Source organism: Methylophaga sp. UBA3613 (assembly GCF_002375415.1).
Classification (GTDB): domain Bacteria; phylum Pseudomonadota; class Gammaproteobacteria; order Nitrosococcales; family Methylophagaceae; genus Methylophaga.
The window spans coordinates 161270-180245 of sequence record NZ_DFLS01000006.1 but is presented as its reverse complement, the minus strand read 5'-3'; the positions used below and the strand labels follow the sequence as shown (position 1 = coordinate 180245).

The 18976-nt window shown below is 44.1% G+C and carries 17 protein-coding genes; all 17 read left to right on the top strand.

The genetic code is table 11. The annotated features are described in order from the left end of the window. The coding region (gene plsX, locus B3S93_RS07090) for a phosphate acyltransferase PlsX (RefSeq protein WP_292748596.1) at positions 1-983 on the top strand (983 nt) is incomplete at its 5' end. Further along, positions 980-1939 carry a beta-ketoacyl-ACP synthase III gene (locus tag B3S93_RS07085; protein ID WP_292357186.1) on the top strand — a complete coding sequence of 320 codons (960 nt, stop codon included), beginning with the start codon at positions 980-982 and terminating at the stop codon, positions 1937-1939. The genes plsX and B3S93_RS07085, both read left to right, overlap by 4 nt. An 18-nt stretch (positions 1940-1957) precedes the next feature. Beyond that, entirely contained in the window at positions 1958-2899 is a 942-nt protein-coding gene (gene fabD, locus B3S93_RS07080; RefSeq protein ID WP_292748594.1) for an ACP S-malonyltransferase, read from the top strand. Next, positions 2896-3639: a 3-oxoacyl-ACP reductase FabG gene (fabG, locus tag B3S93_RS07075; protein ID WP_292357183.1), complete on the top strand. Its 744-nt coding sequence runs from the start codon at positions 2896-2898 to the stop codon at positions 3637-3639. Before fabD ends, fabG begins: the two co-directional genes overlap by 4 nt. Positions 3640-3777: 138 nt before the next feature. Continuing rightward, entirely contained in the window at positions 3778-4014 is a 237-nt protein-coding gene (acpP, locus tag B3S93_RS07070) for an acyl carrier protein (RefSeq protein WP_014707198.1), read from the top strand. Between the two features lie 94 nt (positions 4015-4108). Then, a complete protein-coding gene (gene fabF / locus B3S93_RS07065; protein WP_292357180.1) occupies positions 4109-5350 on the top strand; it encodes a beta-ketoacyl-ACP synthase II in 1242 nt (413 codons plus the stop codon). A 10-nt stretch (positions 5351-5360) separates the two neighbouring features. After that, entirely contained in the window at positions 5361-6191 is an 831-nt protein-coding gene (gene pabC / locus B3S93_RS07060; protein ID WP_292748592.1) for an aminodeoxychorismate lyase, read from the top strand. After that, positions 6188-7213: an endolytic transglycosylase MltG gene (gene mltG, locus B3S93_RS07055; protein ID WP_292357177.1), complete on the top strand. Its 1026-nt coding sequence runs from the start codon at positions 6188-6190 to the stop codon at positions 7211-7213. Before pabC ends, mltG begins: the two co-directional genes overlap by 4 nt. Next, positions 7210-7842, top strand: a complete 633-nt coding sequence (gene tmk, locus B3S93_RS07050; RefSeq protein ID WP_292748590.1) for a dTMP kinase — start codon at positions 7210-7212, stop codon at positions 7840-7842. Before mltG ends, tmk begins: the two co-directional genes overlap by 4 nt. Further along, positions 7842-8804 (top strand): DNA polymerase III subunit delta', encoded by a 963-nt coding sequence (gene holB / locus B3S93_RS07045; protein WP_292748588.1) that lies wholly within the window; start codon positions 7842-7844, stop codon positions 8802-8804. The genes tmk and holB overlap by 1 nt, the downstream gene beginning before the upstream one ends. A 34-nt stretch (positions 8805-8838) precedes the next feature. Then, positions 8839-9192: a PilZ domain-containing protein gene (locus B3S93_RS07040; RefSeq protein ID WP_292357171.1), complete on the top strand. Its 354-nt coding sequence runs from the start codon at positions 8839-8841 to the stop codon at positions 9190-9192. Positions 9193-9233: 41 nt separating this feature from the next. Then, on the top strand, positions 9234-10013 hold the full coding sequence (locus B3S93_RS07035; RefSeq protein WP_292748657.1) for a TatD family hydrolase: 780 nt from the start codon (positions 9234-9236) through the stop codon (positions 10011-10013). Then, complete coding sequence (locus tag B3S93_RS07030) at positions 10013-10648, top strand: arylesterase (protein ID WP_292748586.1); 636 nt, start codon at positions 10013-10015, stop codon at positions 10646-10648. Before B3S93_RS07035 ends, B3S93_RS07030 begins: the two co-directional genes overlap by 1 nt. A 160-nt stretch (positions 10649-10808) precedes the next feature. Then, positions 10809-11942 carry a HAMP domain-containing protein gene (locus B3S93_RS07025; protein ID WP_292398987.1) on the top strand — a complete coding sequence of 378 codons (1134 nt, stop codon included), beginning with the start codon at positions 10809-10811 and terminating at the stop codon, positions 11940-11942. Between the two features lie 27 nt (positions 11943-11969). Then, positions 11970-12683, top strand: coding sequence for a methyl-accepting chemotaxis protein (locus B3S93_RS07020; RefSeq protein WP_292748584.1), 714 nt, complete (start codon positions 11970-11972; stop codon positions 12681-12683). An 80-nt stretch (positions 12684-12763) separates the two neighbouring features. Further along, positions 12764-16660, top strand: a complete 3897-nt coding sequence (locus B3S93_RS07015; protein WP_292748581.1) for a PAS domain-containing protein — start codon at positions 12764-12766, stop codon at positions 16658-16660. Between the two features lie 57 nt (positions 16661-16717). Continuing rightward, the gene (locus B3S93_RS07010) at positions 16718-18853 is read left to right on the top strand and encodes an EAL domain-containing protein (RefSeq protein ID WP_292357163.1); all 2136 of its coding nucleotides are present in this window, start codon (positions 16718-16720) and stop codon (positions 18851-18853) included. Positions 18854-18976 lie beyond the last annotated feature (123 nt).

Sequence of the window (18976 nt, the reverse complement as noted above, 5' to 3'; positions counted from 1 at the left end):
ATCACGGACCTCAAGTCGTGATCCCCGCTGCTATATCAACACTGCAAAGGCATTCTGATGTAGAGCTGATTTTAGTTGGCGATGAAGCCATTATTTCAGCAGAAATAGCTAAACATCAGTTCAGTGATAAACACCGGATGAAAATTCAGCATGCCTCCCAAACAGTTGGTATGGATGAACCTCCTTCTTCGGCTCTTCGCGGCAAAAAAGATTCTTCCATGCGGGTAGCTATTAACCTGGTGAAAGAGGGGCAAGCGGCTGCTTGTGTCAGTGCCGGTAATACCGGTGCCTTGATGGCCACTGCGCGGTTTGTGCTGAAGACGCTGCCGGGAATTGAGCGTCCTGCAATCATTACTGCCTTACCCACTATGCGTGGTCATACTTATGTTCTCGATCTGGGGGCTAACGTAGACTCAACTGCAGAACATCTGGTGCAGTTCGCATTAATGGGGTCTGTGTTAGCCGAGTTGATTGATGGTAAGCCTAATCCCACTGTTGGCCTGCTAAATGTTGGTGCAGAGGAAATCAAAGGTAATGAGAGGGTTAAAGAAGCTGCTCGTTTATTAGCCAAGACTGATCTCAACTACTACGGCTATGTCGAGGGCGATGGTCTTTATCATGGCGAGGTCGACGTATTGGTCTGTGATGGCTTTGTGGGGAATGTTGCGCTGAAAGCCAGTGAAGGTGTGGCGCATATGATCCGACATTATTTGCGTCAGGCGTTTCATCGTAACTGGTTAACTAAAATTGCCGGATTAATCGCTTCTCCTGTGTTGAAAAGCTTTAGCAAAGAGCTTGATCCTCGTGCATTTAATGGCGCAAACCTGATTGGTTTACAAGGTATTGTGATTAAAAGTCATGGTGGCGCAGATACATTTGCTTTCAGCAATGCAATTAATATCGCCATTCTTGAAGCCCGAAAAGACGTTCCAAAGAATATTACTAAACATCTTGAAACTCTTTTAGAGGAACAGATGTTGTGATTTATTCCAGAATTGCCGGAACGGGCAGCTATTTGCCGGAAAAATTTCTGACCAATATTGAACTCGAGTCAATGGTTGAAACCAGTGATGAATGGATTACCGATCGTACTGGAATTAAAAAACGACATATTGCCGGTGATGACGAAACGACAACAGATTTAGCTTATTTTGCCGCCAAAAATGCTATTTCTGCAGCGGGTATAAAGCCGCGTGATATAGACATGATAATTGTTGCCACAACGACGCCAACTCGGATTTTTCCAAGTACAGCCGCACTGGTCCAGCAAAAACTGGGAATTCATGGTTGCCCAGCATTTGATATTCAGGCGGTTTGTACTGGTTTTGTCTACGCACTGACCGTTGCGGATAAATTTATTAAGTCTGGCAGTGCAAAAAATGTTCTGGTCATTGGTGCGGAAACCTTATCTCGGATTGTTGACTGGACTGACCGCAATACCTGTGTTTTATTCGGTGATGGCGCCGGGGCAGTCGTGTTACAGGCATCTGCCGAACCCGGTATCATGTCGACTCATATTCATTGCGACGGTAGTTTCAATGAACTGTTACATGTCCCAACAGGACCTGGAAGTACTATTACCGAAGATCCTGCCTATATTGAAATGCAGGGTAATGACGTTTTCAAAATTGCTGTAAAAACCCTGAGTAAAATTGTTGACGAAACACTGGCGGCTAACCAGCTAAAGAAACATGATATTGACTGGCTCATCCCACATCAGGCGAATATTCGTATTATCGCTGCGACAGCCAAAAAGTTGAGCATGTCGATGGAAAGTGTTGTTGTCACGGTTCAGGACCATGGTAATACCTCTGCGGCATCTATTCCACTGGCACTGGATGTTGCCGTGCGTGATGGTCGTATCAAGCGTGGAGAAACATTATTGTTTGAAGCGTTTGGTGGTGGTTTTACCTGGGGCTCAGCGCTCATCAAATTCTAATCTGAGGTATTTTTACCAATGCATTCAGCTTTTGTCTTTCCCGGCCAGGGTTCACAATCTGTTTCCATGTTAGCCGAGTTATCTGAATCCTTTCCGCAAGTGCAGCAGACATTTGCAGAAGCCAGTGACGCCCTTGGCTATGATTTATGGGCACTTGTGCAAAATGGACCTGAAGCCGAACTCAATCAGACCGATAAAACTCAACCTGCCATGCTGGCAGCAGGCATTGCTGTCTGGCGTTGCTGGGAATCAGTAAGTGACGATAAACCAGCGTATCTGGCCGGCCATAGCCTGGGCGAATATACTGCATTGGTTGCCGCTGGCGCTTTGGATTTTAAAACAGCCATCAAACTGGTGGAAAAACGTGGCCAGTTCATGCAACAGGCCGTTCCTGCGGGTGAAGGGGCTATGGCCGCCATCCTTGGTCTTGATGATGACACTGTAAAAGCTGTCTGTGAGCAGGCGAGTGATGCCGGAATCGTTGAAGCAGTGAATTTTAATTCACCTGGTCAAGTAGTTATTGCCGGCAGTAAATCAGCAGTTGATAAAGCCGTAATGATGGCTTCGGAAAAAGGCGCCAAACGCGCCTTGTTATTGCCGGTGAGCGTTCCTTCGCATTGTGCGTTGATGCGACCAGCCGCTGAGAAATTATCAGCTGAGCTTGAGTCTGTCTCTATTCAAACGCCGAACATCCCAGTGATTCATAATACCAGTGTCACCTCTACATCTGATCCAGACCAGATTCGCCAATTACTGGCACAACAGTTATACAATCCTGTGCGTTGGGTAGAAACTGTTGAGTGGTTTGCTGCCCAGGGCGTTGAGATTCTGGTTGAATGTGGACCGGGTAAAGTTCTGGCTGGTTTAACCAAACGTATTGATAAAACCTTACATGCCTTACCGGTATTTGATTCGGCTACATTGCAAAAAACTCAAGAAGTATTAGGAGAACCATCATGAGCCTACAAGGTAAAGTTGCTTTGGTAACTGGTGCAACTCGCGGTATCGGCCGTGCTATTGCATTAAGTCTCGGTGAACAGGGTGCCACCGTGATTGGTACTGCCACCTCAGAAAAGGGGGCTGCTACCATCAGTGAATACCTGCAGGCAGCCGGTATTAAGGGAAAAGGTCTGGTGTTGAACGTGACGCAGGAAAATGCCATTGATGAGACTGTTACGGCGATTGAAGCCGAATTCGCCGCGCCGGATATTCTGGTCAACAATGCTGGTATCACCCGTGACAATTTACTGATGCGGATGAAGGATGAAGAATGGGACGATATTATCAACACTAATCTCACACCAATCTTCAAATTAAGCAAACGTTGCATACGTGCTATGACCAAAGCCCGTTGGGGTCGCATTATCAATATCACATCAGTTGTTGGTGTAATGGGTAATGCCGGTCAGACCAACTATGCTGCTGCTAAAGCCGGTGTAATTGGTTTCAGCAAGTCATTAGCCCGTGAAGTCGGTGCTCGTGGGATTACGGTAAACAGTGTTGCTCCCGGTTTTATAGACACTGATATGACCAGTGGGCTGCCTGAAGCACATAAAACCGCATTACTGGAACAAGTTCCGGTTAAACGCCTCGGAGAAGCAGAAGAAATTGCCGCTGCTGTCAGCTTTTTGGCCAGTCCTTTAGCAGGATATATTACTGGCGAAACGCTGCACGTAAATGGCGGCATGTATATGAATTAAGGGCCTGAATCTATTTAGACTCAGGTTTTTTATTGTGGAGATATTTTTAGGACAAGGCTTCCAGCTTGTCTCCGCAGTGCTCGCACTATAAAATGCGAGCACGTTGTTTGTACTTAACCACCAAAGGAAACAGATGTTATGAGTGATATTGAAGCTCGTGTTAAAGAAATTGTTGTTGAACAATTAGGTGTAAATGCCGATGAAGTAACTGCAGATGCTTCATTTATTGATGATCTGGGTGCTGACTCGCTGGACACTGTAGAGCTGGTTATGGCACTGGAAGAAGCATTTGAATGTGAAATTCCTGACGAAGAAGCTGAAAAGATCACCACTGTTAAAGAAGCTGTCGCTTATATTAATTCTGTTCAGTCTTAATATTACAGATTGCTTCAGATGTAGCCGTCTAGCGTGCAGGTCATGCTAGACGGCTATGTCGTATCTATAGAGAAGATTTGCATGAGGAAAACTGATGTCTAAAAGACGCGTTGTGGTTACCGGGCTGGGCGCGGTAACACCGGTCGGTTTATCGGTAGCAGAAAGCTGGGAGAATATCCTGGCTGGCAAAAGTGGTGTGGCTCCGATTACATCATTTGATGTAACTGATTTCCCAGTTCGTTTTGGTGCTAGCGTCAAAGACTTTGATGTTGAGACAGTTATTTCTCGTAAAGACGCTAAAAAAATGGATACTTTTATCCATTACGGAATTGCGGCAGCGGTTGAAGCTATTAAAGATGCCGGATTGGAAGTGACCGATGCCAATGCTGAACGTATTGGTGTGGCTATTGGCTCCGGAATTGGTGGCTTACCAGGTATTGAAGCTGGCTATGACAGCTTTTTAAATGGCGGGCCACGTAAAATTTCACCATTTTTTGTGCCCAGTAACATCATTAATATGATATCCGGTAATTTATCGATTATGTATGGTATGAAAGGGCCAAATACTGCCATTGTCACGGCATGTTCTACCGGAACACACTGTATTTCGGCTGCCGGTCGCATGATTCAATATGGCGATGCCGATGTGATGATCGCCGGCGGTGCTGAGATGGCGACATCCAAAACTGGTTTAGGTGGTTTTGCTGCGGCACGTGCTCTGTCGACACGTAATGATGATCCACTTGCTGCAAGCCGTCCGTGGGATAAAGATCGTGATGGCTTTGTATTGGGAGATGGTGCTGGTGTCATTGTCCTGGAAGAATATGAACACGCCAAAAAACGTGGCGCTACCATTTATGCCGAATTAATTGGCTCTGGAATGAGTAGTGATGCTTATCATATGACCATGCCATCACAAGGTGGCGAGGGTGCAGCCCGTTGTATGGTCAATGCAATGAATGATGCTGGCATTAATCCAGAAGATATTCATTATATTAATGCTCACGGTACTTCTACCCCTGCAGGTGACGTTGCAGAAACGCAGGCGATTAAAACCGCTCTTGGCAATGCCTCAGAGCAGGTCGCAGTCAGTTCAACCAAATCAATGATTGGTCACTTGTTAGGTGCTGCAGGTGGTGTTGAAGCGGTATTCAGTATTCTAGCCATTCGTGATCAGGTTGCACCACCCACCATCAATCTGGATAACCCGGATGAAGCATGTGATCTTGATTATGTTCCACATACTGCTCGACAAATGCCTATCGATATTTCCATGTCGAATTCATTTGGCTTTGGTGGCACCAACGGTACTGTTATTTTCAAAAAACTCGATTAGTCGGTGACGGATGATTCTGATTAACGGCCAACCCGAAAACAGAATCGAAGTTACAGATCGAGGTTTGCAATATGGCGATGGTTTGTTTGAAACCATCGCCTATCGTAATGGGCAACTCGAATATTTCGCCCAGCATCTCTCCAGATTGCTTGAAGGCTGTCATCGGCTGAAAATTGCCTTTCCTGTTGAACAACAGCAATCTCTCGCGGGAGAAGTCCGTACTGTTTGTCGTCAATTGAATAATGATGCAGTTATTAAAATCATGGTTACTCGTGGTTCCGGTGGACGAGGGTATCGTTATCAAACTGATATGCAAACCAGCCGAATTATCAGCACGCATGCTATGCCAAAATATCCCGAATCCCACCAGTCCGGCATTACTGTGCGCCTCTGTCAACAGCGTTTGGCGATCAACCCCGCATTGGCTGGAATCAAACATCTTAATCGTCTGGAACAGGTGCTTGCACGAAATGAATGGCAGGACGACAGTATCGTAGAGGGTTTAATGCTTGATTATCAGAATCAATTGATAGAGGGAACAATGTCGAATGTGTTTCTGGTACATAACAACCAATTATCGACGGCCGAGCTTTCAGACTCAGGAATCGCTGGTATTATGCGTCAACAGCTGATTAAAATTGCTGACAGACTGTCGATACCCCTGCATATCACATCGCTGACCATTGATGATCTCAAGTCAGCGGACGAAGTGTTTGTGTGCAACAGTTTGATTGGCATATGGCCAGTGACTCGTATTACTGATCTTGATATGCATTACAGTCATGGTCCAATTACTCAAACGTTGCAGCACACTTTAAATTCACTGAACAGAAACGAATGAAAATACCTTTATATATTAAACTGCTTTTTTTAGTCGTAGTAGCTGCGATTATCGCGTTAGTTGCCTGGAGCGAATATCAGCGATTCCTGCATCAGCCGGTTAATTTAATAGAAGATGAAACGATTTTTACTATTTATCCAGGTGATAACATCAGTAAAGTCAGCCAGCGTCTATACGATAGTGGTTTGAGCCCGGTCCCCAGTGTTTATCTGGATATTTATGCTCGAATGCAAGGCAATGCGCAGCAGATAAAGGCCGGTGAATATCGGGTTGAATCTGACGCCACTTTACCGGATTTATTAAATCTCTTTATCAGTGGCAAAGTTGTCCAATACTCCATAACCATCGTGGAAGGCATGACAGCCAAGCAGCTATTTGAAAAAGTGCTGGGGCACCCAAAAATTAAAAAGACATTGCCCGAATTGAACAATGAAACAGTTCGTGAAGCGTTATCTATAGAAAATGAACGGGTTGAAGGTTTATTTTTACCTGAGACATACCATTTTCCTGCCAATACAACTGATGTCCAGTTTTTAAGGCGTGCCTACCAGAATATGCAGGTTCAGCTGGAGAATGCCTGGCAGCTGATGACAGAAGAGCTACCTTATGACTCTGCATATGAAGTACTGATCATGGCGTCCATTATCGAAAAAGAGAGTGCCGTACCCGAAGAGCGCCCTGAAATTGCCGGTGTCTTCGTTCGCCGTCTGGATAAAGGCATGCGTTTGCAGACTGATCCGACTGTTATTTATGGCATGGGTGACAGTTACGATGGCAATATCCGTAAAAAAGATCTGCAAACGGATACGCCTTACAATACCTATACCCGATTTGGTTTGCCTCCAACACCAATCTGTTTGCCCAGTAAAGAATCCATTGAGGCTGCAATAAATCCAGCTGAAGGCAGCAGCCTGTATTTTGTTGCCGGTGCGGAAAACGGTGGTCATGTTTTCTCGGACAATCTGGAGGACCATAATCGAGCTGTTAGAAAATATTGGAAAAACAAGCAGATAACACAATGAATGGAAAATTTATCAGTATCGAAGGCATTGAAGGTGCCGGTAAATCGACCCAACTGCAGTTTATTGCTGATTATATTCGCTCACACGGTAAACAGGTTGTAGTGACCCGCGAGCCAGGTGGCACCCCTTTGGGCGAAGAAATCCGTGAGGTGTTACTCAAGCCAACTGATCAGGCGATGGCTGAAGATACTGAGTTGTTGTTGATGTTTGCTGCTCGTGCTGAGCATATCCAACAGGTTATTTTGCCAGCATTAAAACGTGGTGATTGGGTTGTTTCTGATCGTTTTGTTGATGCTACTTTTGCCTATCAAGGTGGCGGGCGAGGAATTAATGAACAACGCATAAAACAGCTCGCTGAATGGACCTTGCAAGGCTGTAATACGGATGTCACATTTTTATTTGATTTGCCCGTGGCTTTAGGTCAAACCCGGGTAGAACAACGACAACAGCAAAAAGATCGGTTTGAGCAGGAAAAACAGGAGTTTTTTGAACGCGTCAGGAATTGTTATCTTGCCCGTGCTGAGGCAGAACCGAAGCGGATCAAGCGAATTGATGCCAGCCAGAACATTGAAGCGATTCAGCAACAACTCAAACATCAGCTGTTACCACTACTGGAATCAACACGTTGATGACAGCGCTTTTCCCATGGCAACAGACGGTCTGGCAACATGTTGTTGACAGAGTAGAGCAACAGCGTATGCCGCATGCTGTCTTGTTGACAGGTGTCTCCGGACTGGGGAAAAAGCAGTTAGCCAGCAAAATGGCTGAGAGTTTATTGTGTCTTGCAGCTGACAAACAGTTTAACGCCTGTGGTGTGTGTCACAGCTGTCAGATAATGCAGGCAGGGAATCATCCGGATCATCTGACTATTCGTTCGGAGGAGGCCGGTAAATCGATCAAAATCGACCAGATTCGTGCACTAAAAGAAAAACAATCACTTACCCCAAGCGTTGCCAATTGGAAAACAGTGGTAATTGAGTCAGCAGATTTAATGACCAACAGTGCTGCAAACAGTTTATTGAAACTGCTTGAAGAACCACAGAACAATACTATTTTAATCTTAACCACCAATGCAGTACATCGACTGCCAGTGACTATTCGCAGTCGTTGCCAGCAGATGCATCTGTCAACTCCCGATTATTCGATGACATTAAAATGGCTGGATTCTCAGGGCGTTGCTACTGATGCTGATCAGTTACGAAAAATTTCCTCATTAACGCTGGATGCGCCTTTTGCTATCGTCAATGCGCTCGAGACCAATGAGTGGCAGTCATATCAACAGATTCAGCAGGATTTTGATCAATTGATACAACAGCAGGCAAATCCCGTGCAACTTGCCAGCCAATGGCAACAACTGGATCTGGTTAAAGTGATGCATCAATTGTTATCGACTGTTAAAGCCCGACTTCAGCAGCAGTATTTGGAGTATGCTGATGCCAGTCTAACGCAGCATTACTGGCATATCGCTGATTGCATAGTGAGTACAATAAAGCTAATATCATCTTCAAATAACTACAACAAGACGTTGTTAATTGAAGACTTTATGGTTTCAGTGATGCGTATTACCCAAACCAAAGCAACAAATCATTAATCTCGTTACCGGCAAATAATTAAAGAGTTTTTATATGAGCATGAATCCACGTAAAGGCATCCTCTCACTGAAAATAAGTGATCAGAACATGCTGTATCACTCTTTCATGCCTTTTTTGAAGAATGGTGGCTTATTTATCCCCACCAATAAACCCTATCAAATGGGCGAAGAAGTCTTTATTTTGCTGACCTTACTGGATGAGCCGGAAAAAATACCGGTTGCCGGCACTATTGCCTGGATTACCCCTAGAGGCGCGCAGGGCAATCAGGCTGCGGGCATAGGCGTGCACTTTAGTGAAGGTGACGGCGGTGCCAATGTGGTCCGCGGCAAAATCGAAAACCATCTGGTCGATAAATTGAAATCAGATAAAGCCACCTATACGATGTAAGAAAAATGGCGGTGCTCATGCCGTCAGCAACCGGGTTATTTATGTATATTGATTCACACTGCCATCTGAATTTACTGGCTGATCAACCTGGCGGTATTGCCGCAATGGTTGCCGAGGCCAGGGAAAACCAAATTGAACATATCCTTTGTATTGCCATTGATAACGACAGTATTGCTGAAGTTCGTCAACTTGCTGAGCAGTATCCACAGCTCACAGCCAGTGTAGGAATTCACCCCAATGTGGATCAAGCTGGCACACTCAGCACGGAACAATTGATTGAACTGGCTAACCATCCAAAAGTAATAGCTATTGGCGAAACTGGTTTGGATTATTTTCGTAGCGAAGGTGATTTGGGCTGGCAACGGGATCGTTTCAGTTACCATATTGAAGCCGCCCGACAGACTAAAAAACCATTGATCATTCATACCCGTGAAGCACGTGAAGATACCATGACAATGCTGGAAAATGAGAATGCCAAAGATGCAGGCGGCATTATTCATTGTTTTACTGAAAACTGGGAAACGGCAAAACGTGCTTTGGATATTGGTTTTTATATCTCGTTATCGGGTATCGTGACATTTAAAAGTGCCCGTGAGTTACAGGAGGTTGCCCAAAAACTGCCTTTGGATCGTATTCTGATTGAAACCGATGCTCCTTATCTGGCACCGGTTCCTCATCGTGGTAAAACCAATCAGCCAGCATATGTTAAACATGTCGCCGCTTTCCTGGCTGAATTAAGGGGTGAGTCACTAGAAGAGATTGCTGCAGTGACCACCGAAAATTTTTACCGTTTGTTTCCCTCTGCCAGACTGGCTGCTTGATGAATAGAAATTTCGTCGCTGCGTTTAAATATTTTTTAATTGTTTGTATTGGAATTTCTACACTTTCAGGTTGTGATCAGCCTTCTGCCAAACTAAAACCGCTTAGCCAGGATGCCGTGATCCTGGCTTTTGGTGACAGTCTGACCTTTGGAACCGGTGCTGCGCCAGAACAGAGTTATCCCGCCTTGCTTGCTGAAATGACTAACCGCAAAGTGATCAATGCAGGTGTACCCGGTGAAGTCAGCAGTGATGGTAAAAAGCGTTTAGCAAAACTTCTTGAAGAAACCAAACCTGATCTGGTTGTGTTGTGCCATGGTGGTAATGATCTATTGCGTAAGCAGAGTCGAACGCAACTACAAGCAAACCTTCAAACGATGGTGGATGAGATAATCGCTTCAGGTTCGCAGGTAATATTAATTGCCGTACCCGCGTTGGGTCTCAATTTAGCACCATTACCACTTTATCTTGATATTGCTGAATCAAAAGGTATACCCGTCGAGCCGACTATTCTCAGTGAGGTGTTAATTGATTCATCATTAAAGGCTGATCATGTGCACCCGAATGCGCTTGGCTATCAACAATTCGCGCAATCAATACATCGTTTACTCATTGATTCTGGTGCAATTAGTCGCTAGGGTCTGTTGATCTTTCAAAGCCACAACAGAGGCGGCTATGAATGTTCAACAGACACTGGTTCAATTTGCTGCTTTTTTTAATGTGATTTTTTAAAGTTTTACCACGGGAAGACGATACAGGAATTATTAGGAAATAATCCCGTCAGCCCCTGGAGCCAGCATGTTGAAGTCATTATCCGTCAAAGCAAAAATGTTGCTTTTAAGTAGCCTTATGGTTGTCGGGATTATCATCCTGGCAGTAATACTTAGCCTTGGCATGCATTCACTTGTACAAATTGGACAGTTAGCCGCATTGAGTCTTCAGGCTGAAACCGCAATGCGAAACTTACGAATAAATGAAAAAGACTTCCTGGAACGACGGGATCTGAAATATCAAACTGTTTTTAATGACAATATCAGCTTATTAACACAGCAACTCTCTCAGTTGAATGCTGAACTGCAATCTGAAAATATTCAGATTAAACAGATTCCACAACTGCTTACCTTAATCGAACAATATCATACGGCATTTAACGAGATAGTCGCTTTACGGCAGACTATCGGACTCAGTCATAAAGATGGACTTTACGGCAATCTCCGTAGCTCAGTTCAGGAAGCTGAAAAGATGCTTGGCAATTTTCAAAATGATGCTTTATTGAAAGATATGCTGATGTTACGCCGTAATGAAAAAGATTTTATGTTGCGTAGAGATGTGAGCTACTTCGAAACCTTTAATAATAACCTCAGCGTTTTTTATCAAAATTTGCAGCAAAGCTATTTAAGTGACTTTGAGCAACGGCAGATATCAGATTTGATGATGAAGTACAGCGATGACTTTACTCAGCTGGTCAATGCTGAACAACAATTTGGTTTTAACGAAGATTTAGGTCGGATGGGTGAAATGCGATCGATTGTCTATCAAATACAGGACTTACTTCATACCACATCGGAACAAATAACTGATGAAGTTCTGGCACACGAAAGATCCATTTTTATTACGGCTATTATTTCAATTGTGTTGATTTTAGCCATCTTGGTTCTATTATCCAGATTCATCAGTCGTAGTGTAGTGAATCCCATCAATTTGCTGGCTGAAGTGATGAAACGGGCACAACAAAATAAAGATCTCACAGAGCGCGCAGATATAGAGGGTAAAGATGAAATAGTGCAGATGGCACATGTTTTTAATCAGATGATGGGCGTTTTCAGTAACCTGATTCAAGAAGTCTTTGATTCGTCCAGACAGCTCAACGTGGCTGCTGAAGAGTTAACCGTCATTACTGGGCAAACAAGTCGTGGTGTAATGAGCCAGTAAAGCGATAGTGAACAGGTTGCCACCGCAATGAATGAAATGGCGGCCACAGTTCAGGAAGTAGCACGTTATGCTTCGCAGGCTGCTGATGCTTCGCGTACAGCAGATAACGAAACCAAAGCCGGAAAACAAGTGGTGATGGATGCAATTGACGGAATCAAGCAACTGGCGAAACAGGTGGAAATGGGGGCAGTATCGATCAAGGATTTACAAAAAGAAAGCGAAAATATTGGTAGCGTACTTACTGTCATTCAAGGGATTGCCGAACAAACCAATTTATTGGCTTTAAATGCCGCGATTGAAGCCGCCAGAGCGGGTGAGTCAGGTAGAGGTTTTGCTGTGGTGGCCGATGAAGTCAGAACACTCGCTAAACGTAGCCACGACTCAACAGAAGAAATTAAAAAAATAATCGAACGACTGCAAAAAGAAGCCGAAAAATCGGTTCAGGTAATGGATGAAGAGCTTGAGCAGGCTAACCGTAGTGTTGAAAAAGCAGAGAAAGCGGGCCAATCTTTGGATGTTATAGCCGAATCAGTGGCCTCGATTCGTGATATGAATACCCATATTGCCAGTGCGGCAGAGGAACAGTCAGCCGTTGCTGAAGAGATAAACCGAAATATTGTCAGTATCGCTCAAGTGGCTGAGGAAAATGCTGAAAGTACCAATCAAACCACGTTAACCAGTCAGGAATTGGCCAGACTGGCGAATGGACTGGAAACACAAATCAGTCAGTTCAAAATTTAATATTTCACTAGCCGGTCAGGCCAACTCTGGTATATCTTGGTAAACAGAGTTGGCCTTAACTATTAGAAGTGGGTGAAAAATTGAGTAATAACTCTGGGGCTCATGATTATCTGTTAACCGTGCTAATGAACCAGCACAACCAAGCTGTCTTTATTTTTCGCGAGAACTTACTGTTAACCGCAAACTCAGAGGCTTTGCGGTTAATCGAAGCTTCTGATGAAAACGATATTATTGGCTTGCCATTTGAAGCATTTTTTGCTGAAGAACTAGATAGAAATACATTCAATCCACGATCTCCATTTCATTCCCCATTAACCCTTATTGGTAGAAGCGAGGCTCAGCGCTACCCAGCAACATTAGTTTTGGATGATGATGACAACAAATTGCTGGTTATCTTATCCAGCGAAATTCTTCCAGGTCCGGTACAACAATGGATGGCTACAGACCTCGGTGCTTCTCCAACGCTTATAGGTCACTGGGTCTATACCCCTGAAACATCAAATTTGTGGTGGGGGGAACAGACATTTGAAATATTTGCAAAATCATTAGAAGAGTTTTCTCCCACACTGGGAGGTCACTTACAGCAGGTACATCCGGATGATAAAGCTGACGTTACACGGGCTTTCAATCGTGCGATTGAACAGCAGGACAGTCTTGATGTGTGTCACCGGATATTAACGGCTGATAATGAATTAAGGTTTATCCGACAACGTGCCACCTGGCAGCCTGATAAAAATGAATTATTTGGCACAGTGCTGGATTTGACAGATATTCGTCAACATATGGGTCATATAGATCATATGTTACGTTTGATGGATGAAAGTCAACGTATAGGTCATATGGGAAGTTGGGAAATCAACTTGCTCAATGACAAAGTAACCTGGTCTGAACAGACGGCTGAACTCTTTGGCATAACGCTTGAAGAATTTGATGGAACAATAGAGAGTTTTCAGCAATTTATTCTGCCAGAAGATATAAAAACTCTGGAATCAGCACGGGCAAAACCCAATAACAGCGGTATAGTAGAGGCTGAATATCGAATTACCCGTAAAGACGACGCAAGCATTCGCTGGTTATTTGAATGTGGCAAATCAGTATTTAATGCCAGTGGTCAGGAAGTTCGTCGTTTAGGCATGATTATCGATATCACTGAACGTAAACGCCTGGAGATGATACAAAAACTGGAATCCAGCATGGTTGAAGCCGTGGCTTCCTCTCTGGATTTACAACAGATTATGGAGCAAATTGTACTGGGGATCGAAGAAATTCTGCCCAATACCATCGCTTCCATTTTACTGATTGATGAAGAGGGTAAACGCCTGCTGCATGGTTCTGCACCCAATTTACCGGTCAGTTATAACGATGCCATTCATGGCGAGCCTATAGGCCCGCTTGCGGGCTCATGTGGAACAGCAGCATTTCTTAAAAGGCCAGTCATTGTATGTGATATTGAAAATGATCCTCTGTGGGAAAATTATCGCAACTTTGCATTGGCTTATGATTTAAGGGCTTGCTGGTCTCATCCTATATTTGATGAAAAACTTAACGTTATCGCGACTTTTGCCATTTATCACAACACGGTAAAAACCCCGGAACCCGAGCAGCTTGATACTATCGAGCGTATATCAAAAATTATTTCTATTGCCATTGCCAAGCACCGCAATGAAGAACGAATTCGTCGTAGCGAAAGCCGGTTTCGTCAAGCATTTCAGGATGCGGCTACCGGTGTGGCCATTGCCTCAACAGACGGCCGTTTTCTGGAATGCAATCAAGCTTATTGTGAAATGCTGGGGTATTCAGCTGAAGAACTGACGCAACTGGATTTTCATCAGCTTACCCATCCTGATGATAAAGAACAGAACCAGCAGGAAATCAGCGATATTCTGCTTGGTATCCTTGATAGCCGTATTCTGGAAAAACGCTACATCCATAAAACCGGCGAAACGGTCTGGGCAAGATTAAGTATCACCTTGCAACGTGATGACAGTGGCAATCCGTTGCATCTTATTGCCATCACCGAAAATATTACCAATACCAAGCTTGCCGAGGCTCAGCGTTCTGAGGCCGAACGATCATTAATGCAGTTACTGCGTAATCTGCCGGGAGTTGCTTATCGTAGTCTATCTGATGAGCAATGGACTATGCTCTATGTAAGCGAAGCATTCGAACGTTTAACCGGCTATAACGCTGAAGATGTTATCGGCAACCAGAGGATTGAATTTGCCAGCCTTATCCATCCAGATGATCGCGAGAAGATGTATGTTGAAACAATAAAAGCAATTGAGCAAAACCAGCCGTTTCAGGTCGAGTATCGAATAATTCATAAAGATAGTGGTATCCGCTGGTTTTGGGAGCAAGGTAGCGGTGTAAGAGATAAAGATGGCAACATAGTAGCGATTGAAGGCTACATGACCGATATTACGCTGCAAAAAGAAGCAGACGCCAATATTAGGGAGAGTGAGCAACGCTTTCAATTATTATCCAAAGCAACCAACGATGCGATCTGGGACTGGGATCTCCTGACAAACGAACTTTGGTGGAGCGATAGTTTTGCAACCTTGTTTGGCATTGATACCCAATCAAAAAAACCTTCTATTAAAGGCTGGGAAAAACGCATTCATCCTGATGAGCGTAATCGAGTCCTAAACAACCTTAAGCGAGCAATTGAAACCCAACAGCAGAGCTGGTCAGAGAACTATAAGTTTCAACGTCAGGATGGGGACTATGCAGATGTTATTGACCGGGGTTATGTTATTTACAATAGCGCTAACGAAGCAATCCGAATGGTTGGCGGTATTACGGATATAACCGATCGTCTTGAAATAGAAGAAAAATTACGGCAATCCCAACGATTGGAAGCCGTTGGCCAGTTAACCGGTGGCGTCGCTCATGACTTTAATAATTTGTTGACAGTCATTGTCGGCAATGCCGAAATTATTACTGAGTCACTTGCCAGCGATTCCAAACTACGTGGCCTGTCTGAAATGATCCAGGAGGCAGCAGACCGCGGAGCAGAATTAATTCGCAGTTTGCTGGCCTTTTCCAGAAAGCAGGCACTGGATCCAAAACATATTGATGCCAATCAATTATTAAATAATTTTCAGGGGTTACTAAGCCGATCAATTGGCGAGGCGATTCAGCTTGAGCTGGCGTTGGAACCAGATCTCTGGTTGGCGCAGGTAGATCCGGGACAATTGGAAAATGCGCTGTTGAATCTGGCCATCAATGCGCGTGATGCGATGCCATCAGGTGGCAGGTTATTAATTGAAACCCTCAATGTTTCACTCTCCGAAGACTATGGTTCACAACACGATGTTACCCCGGGTGATTATGTCATCATTGGGGTGTCAGATACCGGGGTAGGTATTGCTCCAGAGAATCTGGATAAAGTGTTTGAACCGTTCTACACCACAAAAAGCAAAGATAAGGGTACTGGTCTTGGTTTGGCGATGGTCTATGGATTTGCCCGACAGAGTTATGGTCACATAAACGTTTATTCGGAAGTCGGTCAGGGAACGACCATCAGACTTTATTTACCCCGCTCACCTGAGGAGGTTGCGACGGCAGAAAACGCTTCTGTACTGCATAATCAACCGCAAATCGGCAATGAAAGCATACTTGTTGTTGAAGATGATGAATTGGTTCGCAATTATGTTATTTCGCAATTAGAGTTTATGGGATATAAGGTAATAAGTGCATCAAATGGAAGCGAAGCAATGGAAATCATTCAAAGTGATGCAGATTTTGACTTATTATTCACCGATGTGGTGATGCCAGGTGGTATGAGTGGAAGAGAGCTGTCTGATAAGGCGCAGCGAATCCGACCACAATTAAAAGTTTTGTTCACTTCAGGATATACCGAAAACTCTATCGTCCATCATGGTCGGTTGGACCCTGGAGTCATGTTACTGAGTAAACCATATAGTCGAGATGAACTCACCACGAAAATCCGAAAGTCTTTGCAGAACGAGTCATAAATGTCAAAGTGTCTACAGAGTTTATTTTTATTGGATAACCAAGAGTAATCTGGGGCGATGACCGAATTAAAAGTACTCATTCTGGATGACAACAATCTCACTGCAAGAGCAATTGCTAATGTCGCTGAATTTATCGGTCTGTCAGCCAAAATAACCTCTGACTTTCAAAGTTTTCTGGAGATCATCAATGACTGGAGCCCACAATATCTGATTATTGATTTGATTATGCCGGATATGGATGGGGTGGAAGTACTTGGCGAATTGGGCCGTATGCAAATCGATGCCCAGTTAATCATCACAAGTGGCGCCGGGCAGCAACTATTACATGCTGCAGCACGTTCGGCCGGTGCGCATGGTCTTAATGTTCTGGGGATTCTTCCCAAGCCCTTTAATCCCAAAGCTTTCCGGGATTTGATTAACGCTGAATCCATCAACACAGCTGACAACACCTTTGGTCAGCAACTCCGCGCTGAAAACCAGACCAATACCCTTACCGTCAATGAGCTGGAACAAGCGATTAACGCGCATGACATTTATCTGGTATATCAACCAAAAGTATCCTGTGTCAGTGGCACGCTAACTGGCCTTGAAGCGCTTGCACGCTGGCAGCACGCAGAAAAGGGCTTCATTTCACCGGAAAAATTTATTCCCTTAGCCGAACAGAATGATCTTATCGACAAATTAACCTTACAGGTATTTGAACAGGCATTACCTTTTCTAAATCAGCTTCAGGAAGCCGATCCGTCGCTAAAAGTCCAGAACAGGGGCTTATTGCTTTCGGTCAATATTTCTGCGGCATCACTCAGTAACCTCGAGCTATTCAAACAAATTGAAATGCTTTGTGAAGCCCATAATATCAAACCGGATCAACTGATCCTGGAGTTGACGGAAACAGCCGCAATGGATGACCCTGTGATATCTCTGGATATTCTGACCAGACTGCGACTGCGAGGATTTCGTTTATCCATAGATGATTTTGGGACCGGTTTTTCGTCGATGTTGGCCTTGGTTCGTATGCCGTTTTCAGAAGTCAAAGTGGATAAAACCTTTGTCATGACTTCTGCGGATTCACGCGAATCAAGACTGGTTATTAAGGCGATTATTGAACTTGCCCACAGTCTGAACATGCAGGTGGCTGCAGAAGGAATTGAAGATAATGCTGCACTGGAGCTGCTACGTAAAATGGGCTGTGATCAGGCTCAAGGATATTTTATTGGTCGTCCCATGTTACCTGAGGCTTTTATTGACTGGTCGAAAAACACGTCAGAACATATTGATTTACAAAGGCTAAAACGCCTACATGGTCTGGGACTTCTGGATAGTGAACCGGAACATCGCTATGACCGGTTAACCAAACTTTGTACACGTTTATTTGATGTGGAGATTAGCCTGATTTCGCTGATAGACGAAGATCGACAATGGATAAAATCGTCACAGGGATTCAGTCAACGGCAAACCGAACGTTCAGTGGCATTTTGTAATCAGACGATTGCTCAGGAAGATATTTTTGTTATTTCCGATACGCTGAATGATAAACACTATGCAGAAAACATCATGGTTACGTCAGCACCCCACATAAGGTTTTATGCTGGTTGTCCAATTCGGGCAAGATCGGGGGAGAAGTTGGGGGCTTTATGTTTAAAACACTCTATTCCCAGAACTTTTACAGATAAAGATAAACAATTATTAAAACAACTGACCGAAATGGTCGAAGAAGAAATCGACTATAACCCACTGTTAGATGAAGATAAGTTGACCGGCTTACTGAATCGTGAGGCTTTCGAACGCAGAGCACAAAAATTACTGAATATTTTTGTACCGTACCAAGCCAGTATTACCATGTATTACTTTGATGTGAATAATTACAAGCGCATCTCCCATGCTCACGGGATTTCTGCAGGTGATGAAGCCCTTATTCATTTTTCCCGAATATTGACAGAAATCTTTACCGATACAGAGTTAATATCTCGACTGGTCGATGACGAGTTTGTCGTTTTGAGTGTATGTGAGCAATCAGAAAACAAACTGGAACAACTGGCTGACGCAGTAAAAAACTATAATGCTAATGTCAGCCCACATCTAAATGTAGAATATACTGTTGGTACGGCTTCCAGTCGCTCGATGGACAACATCGATTTGCAATCTCTATATATGTACGCAGATACCGATCTATACGAGCATAAAAGTCACTAGGGCTTGTTGATCTTTCATAGCCGTCTCTGAAAGTTCAACACAGCTTAAAGCGGTTGAAATATAAAGCGATGGACCAATATTAAAGGTAGTTCATTAATTTTTACTGCTTCACACCAAAACATT

Bases quoted from the DNA above. Each gene is read 5' to 3' on its own strand.
- tmk (WP_292748590.1), top strand. From the start codon at position 7,210: ATGAATGGAAAATTTATCAGTATCGAAGGCATTGAAGGTGCCGGTAAA.
- fabF (WP_292357180.1), top strand. From the start codon at position 4,109: ATGTCTAAAAGACGCGTTGTGGTTACCGGGCTGGGCGCGGTAACACCG.
- pabC (WP_292748592.1), top strand. From the start codon at position 5,361: ATGATTCTGATTAACGGCCAACCCGAAAACAGAATCGAAGTTACAGAT.
- B3S93_RS07035 (WP_292748657.1), top strand. From the start codon at position 9,234: ATGTATATTGATTCACACTGCCATCTGAATTTACTGGCTGATCAACCT.
- acpP (WP_014707198.1), top strand. From the start codon at position 3,778: ATGAGTGATATTGAAGCTCGTGTTAAAGAAATTGTTGTTGAACAATTA.
- holB (WP_292748588.1), top strand. From the start codon at position 7,842: ATGACAGCGCTTTTCCCATGGCAACAGACGGTCTGGCAACATGTTGTT.
- B3S93_RS07010 (WP_292357163.1), top strand. From the start codon at position 16,718: ATGACCGAATTAAAAGTACTCATTCTGGATGACAACAATCTCACTGCA.
- fabG (WP_292357183.1), top strand. From the start codon at position 2,896: ATGAGCCTACAAGGTAAAGTTGCTTTGGTAACTGGTGCAACTCGCGGT.
- B3S93_RS07030 (WP_292748586.1), top strand. From the start codon at position 10,013: ATGAATAGAAATTTCGTCGCTGCGTTTAAATATTTTTTAATTGTTTGT.
- B3S93_RS07020 (WP_292748584.1), top strand. From the start codon at position 11,970: ATGAATGAAATGGCGGCCACAGTTCAGGAAGTAGCACGTTATGCTTCG.
- fabD (WP_292748594.1), top strand. From the start codon at position 1,958: ATGCATTCAGCTTTTGTCTTTCCCGGCCAGGGTTCACAATCTGTTTCC.
- B3S93_RS07040 (WP_292357171.1), top strand. From the start codon at position 8,839: ATGAGCATGAATCCACGTAAAGGCATCCTCTCACTGAAAATAAGTGAT.
- B3S93_RS07025 (WP_292398987.1), top strand. From the start codon at position 10,809: ATGTTGAAGTCATTATCCGTCAAAGCAAAAATGTTGCTTTTAAGTAGC.
- mltG (WP_292357177.1), top strand. From the start codon at position 6,188: ATGAAAATACCTTTATATATTAAACTGCTTTTTTTAGTCGTAGTAGCT.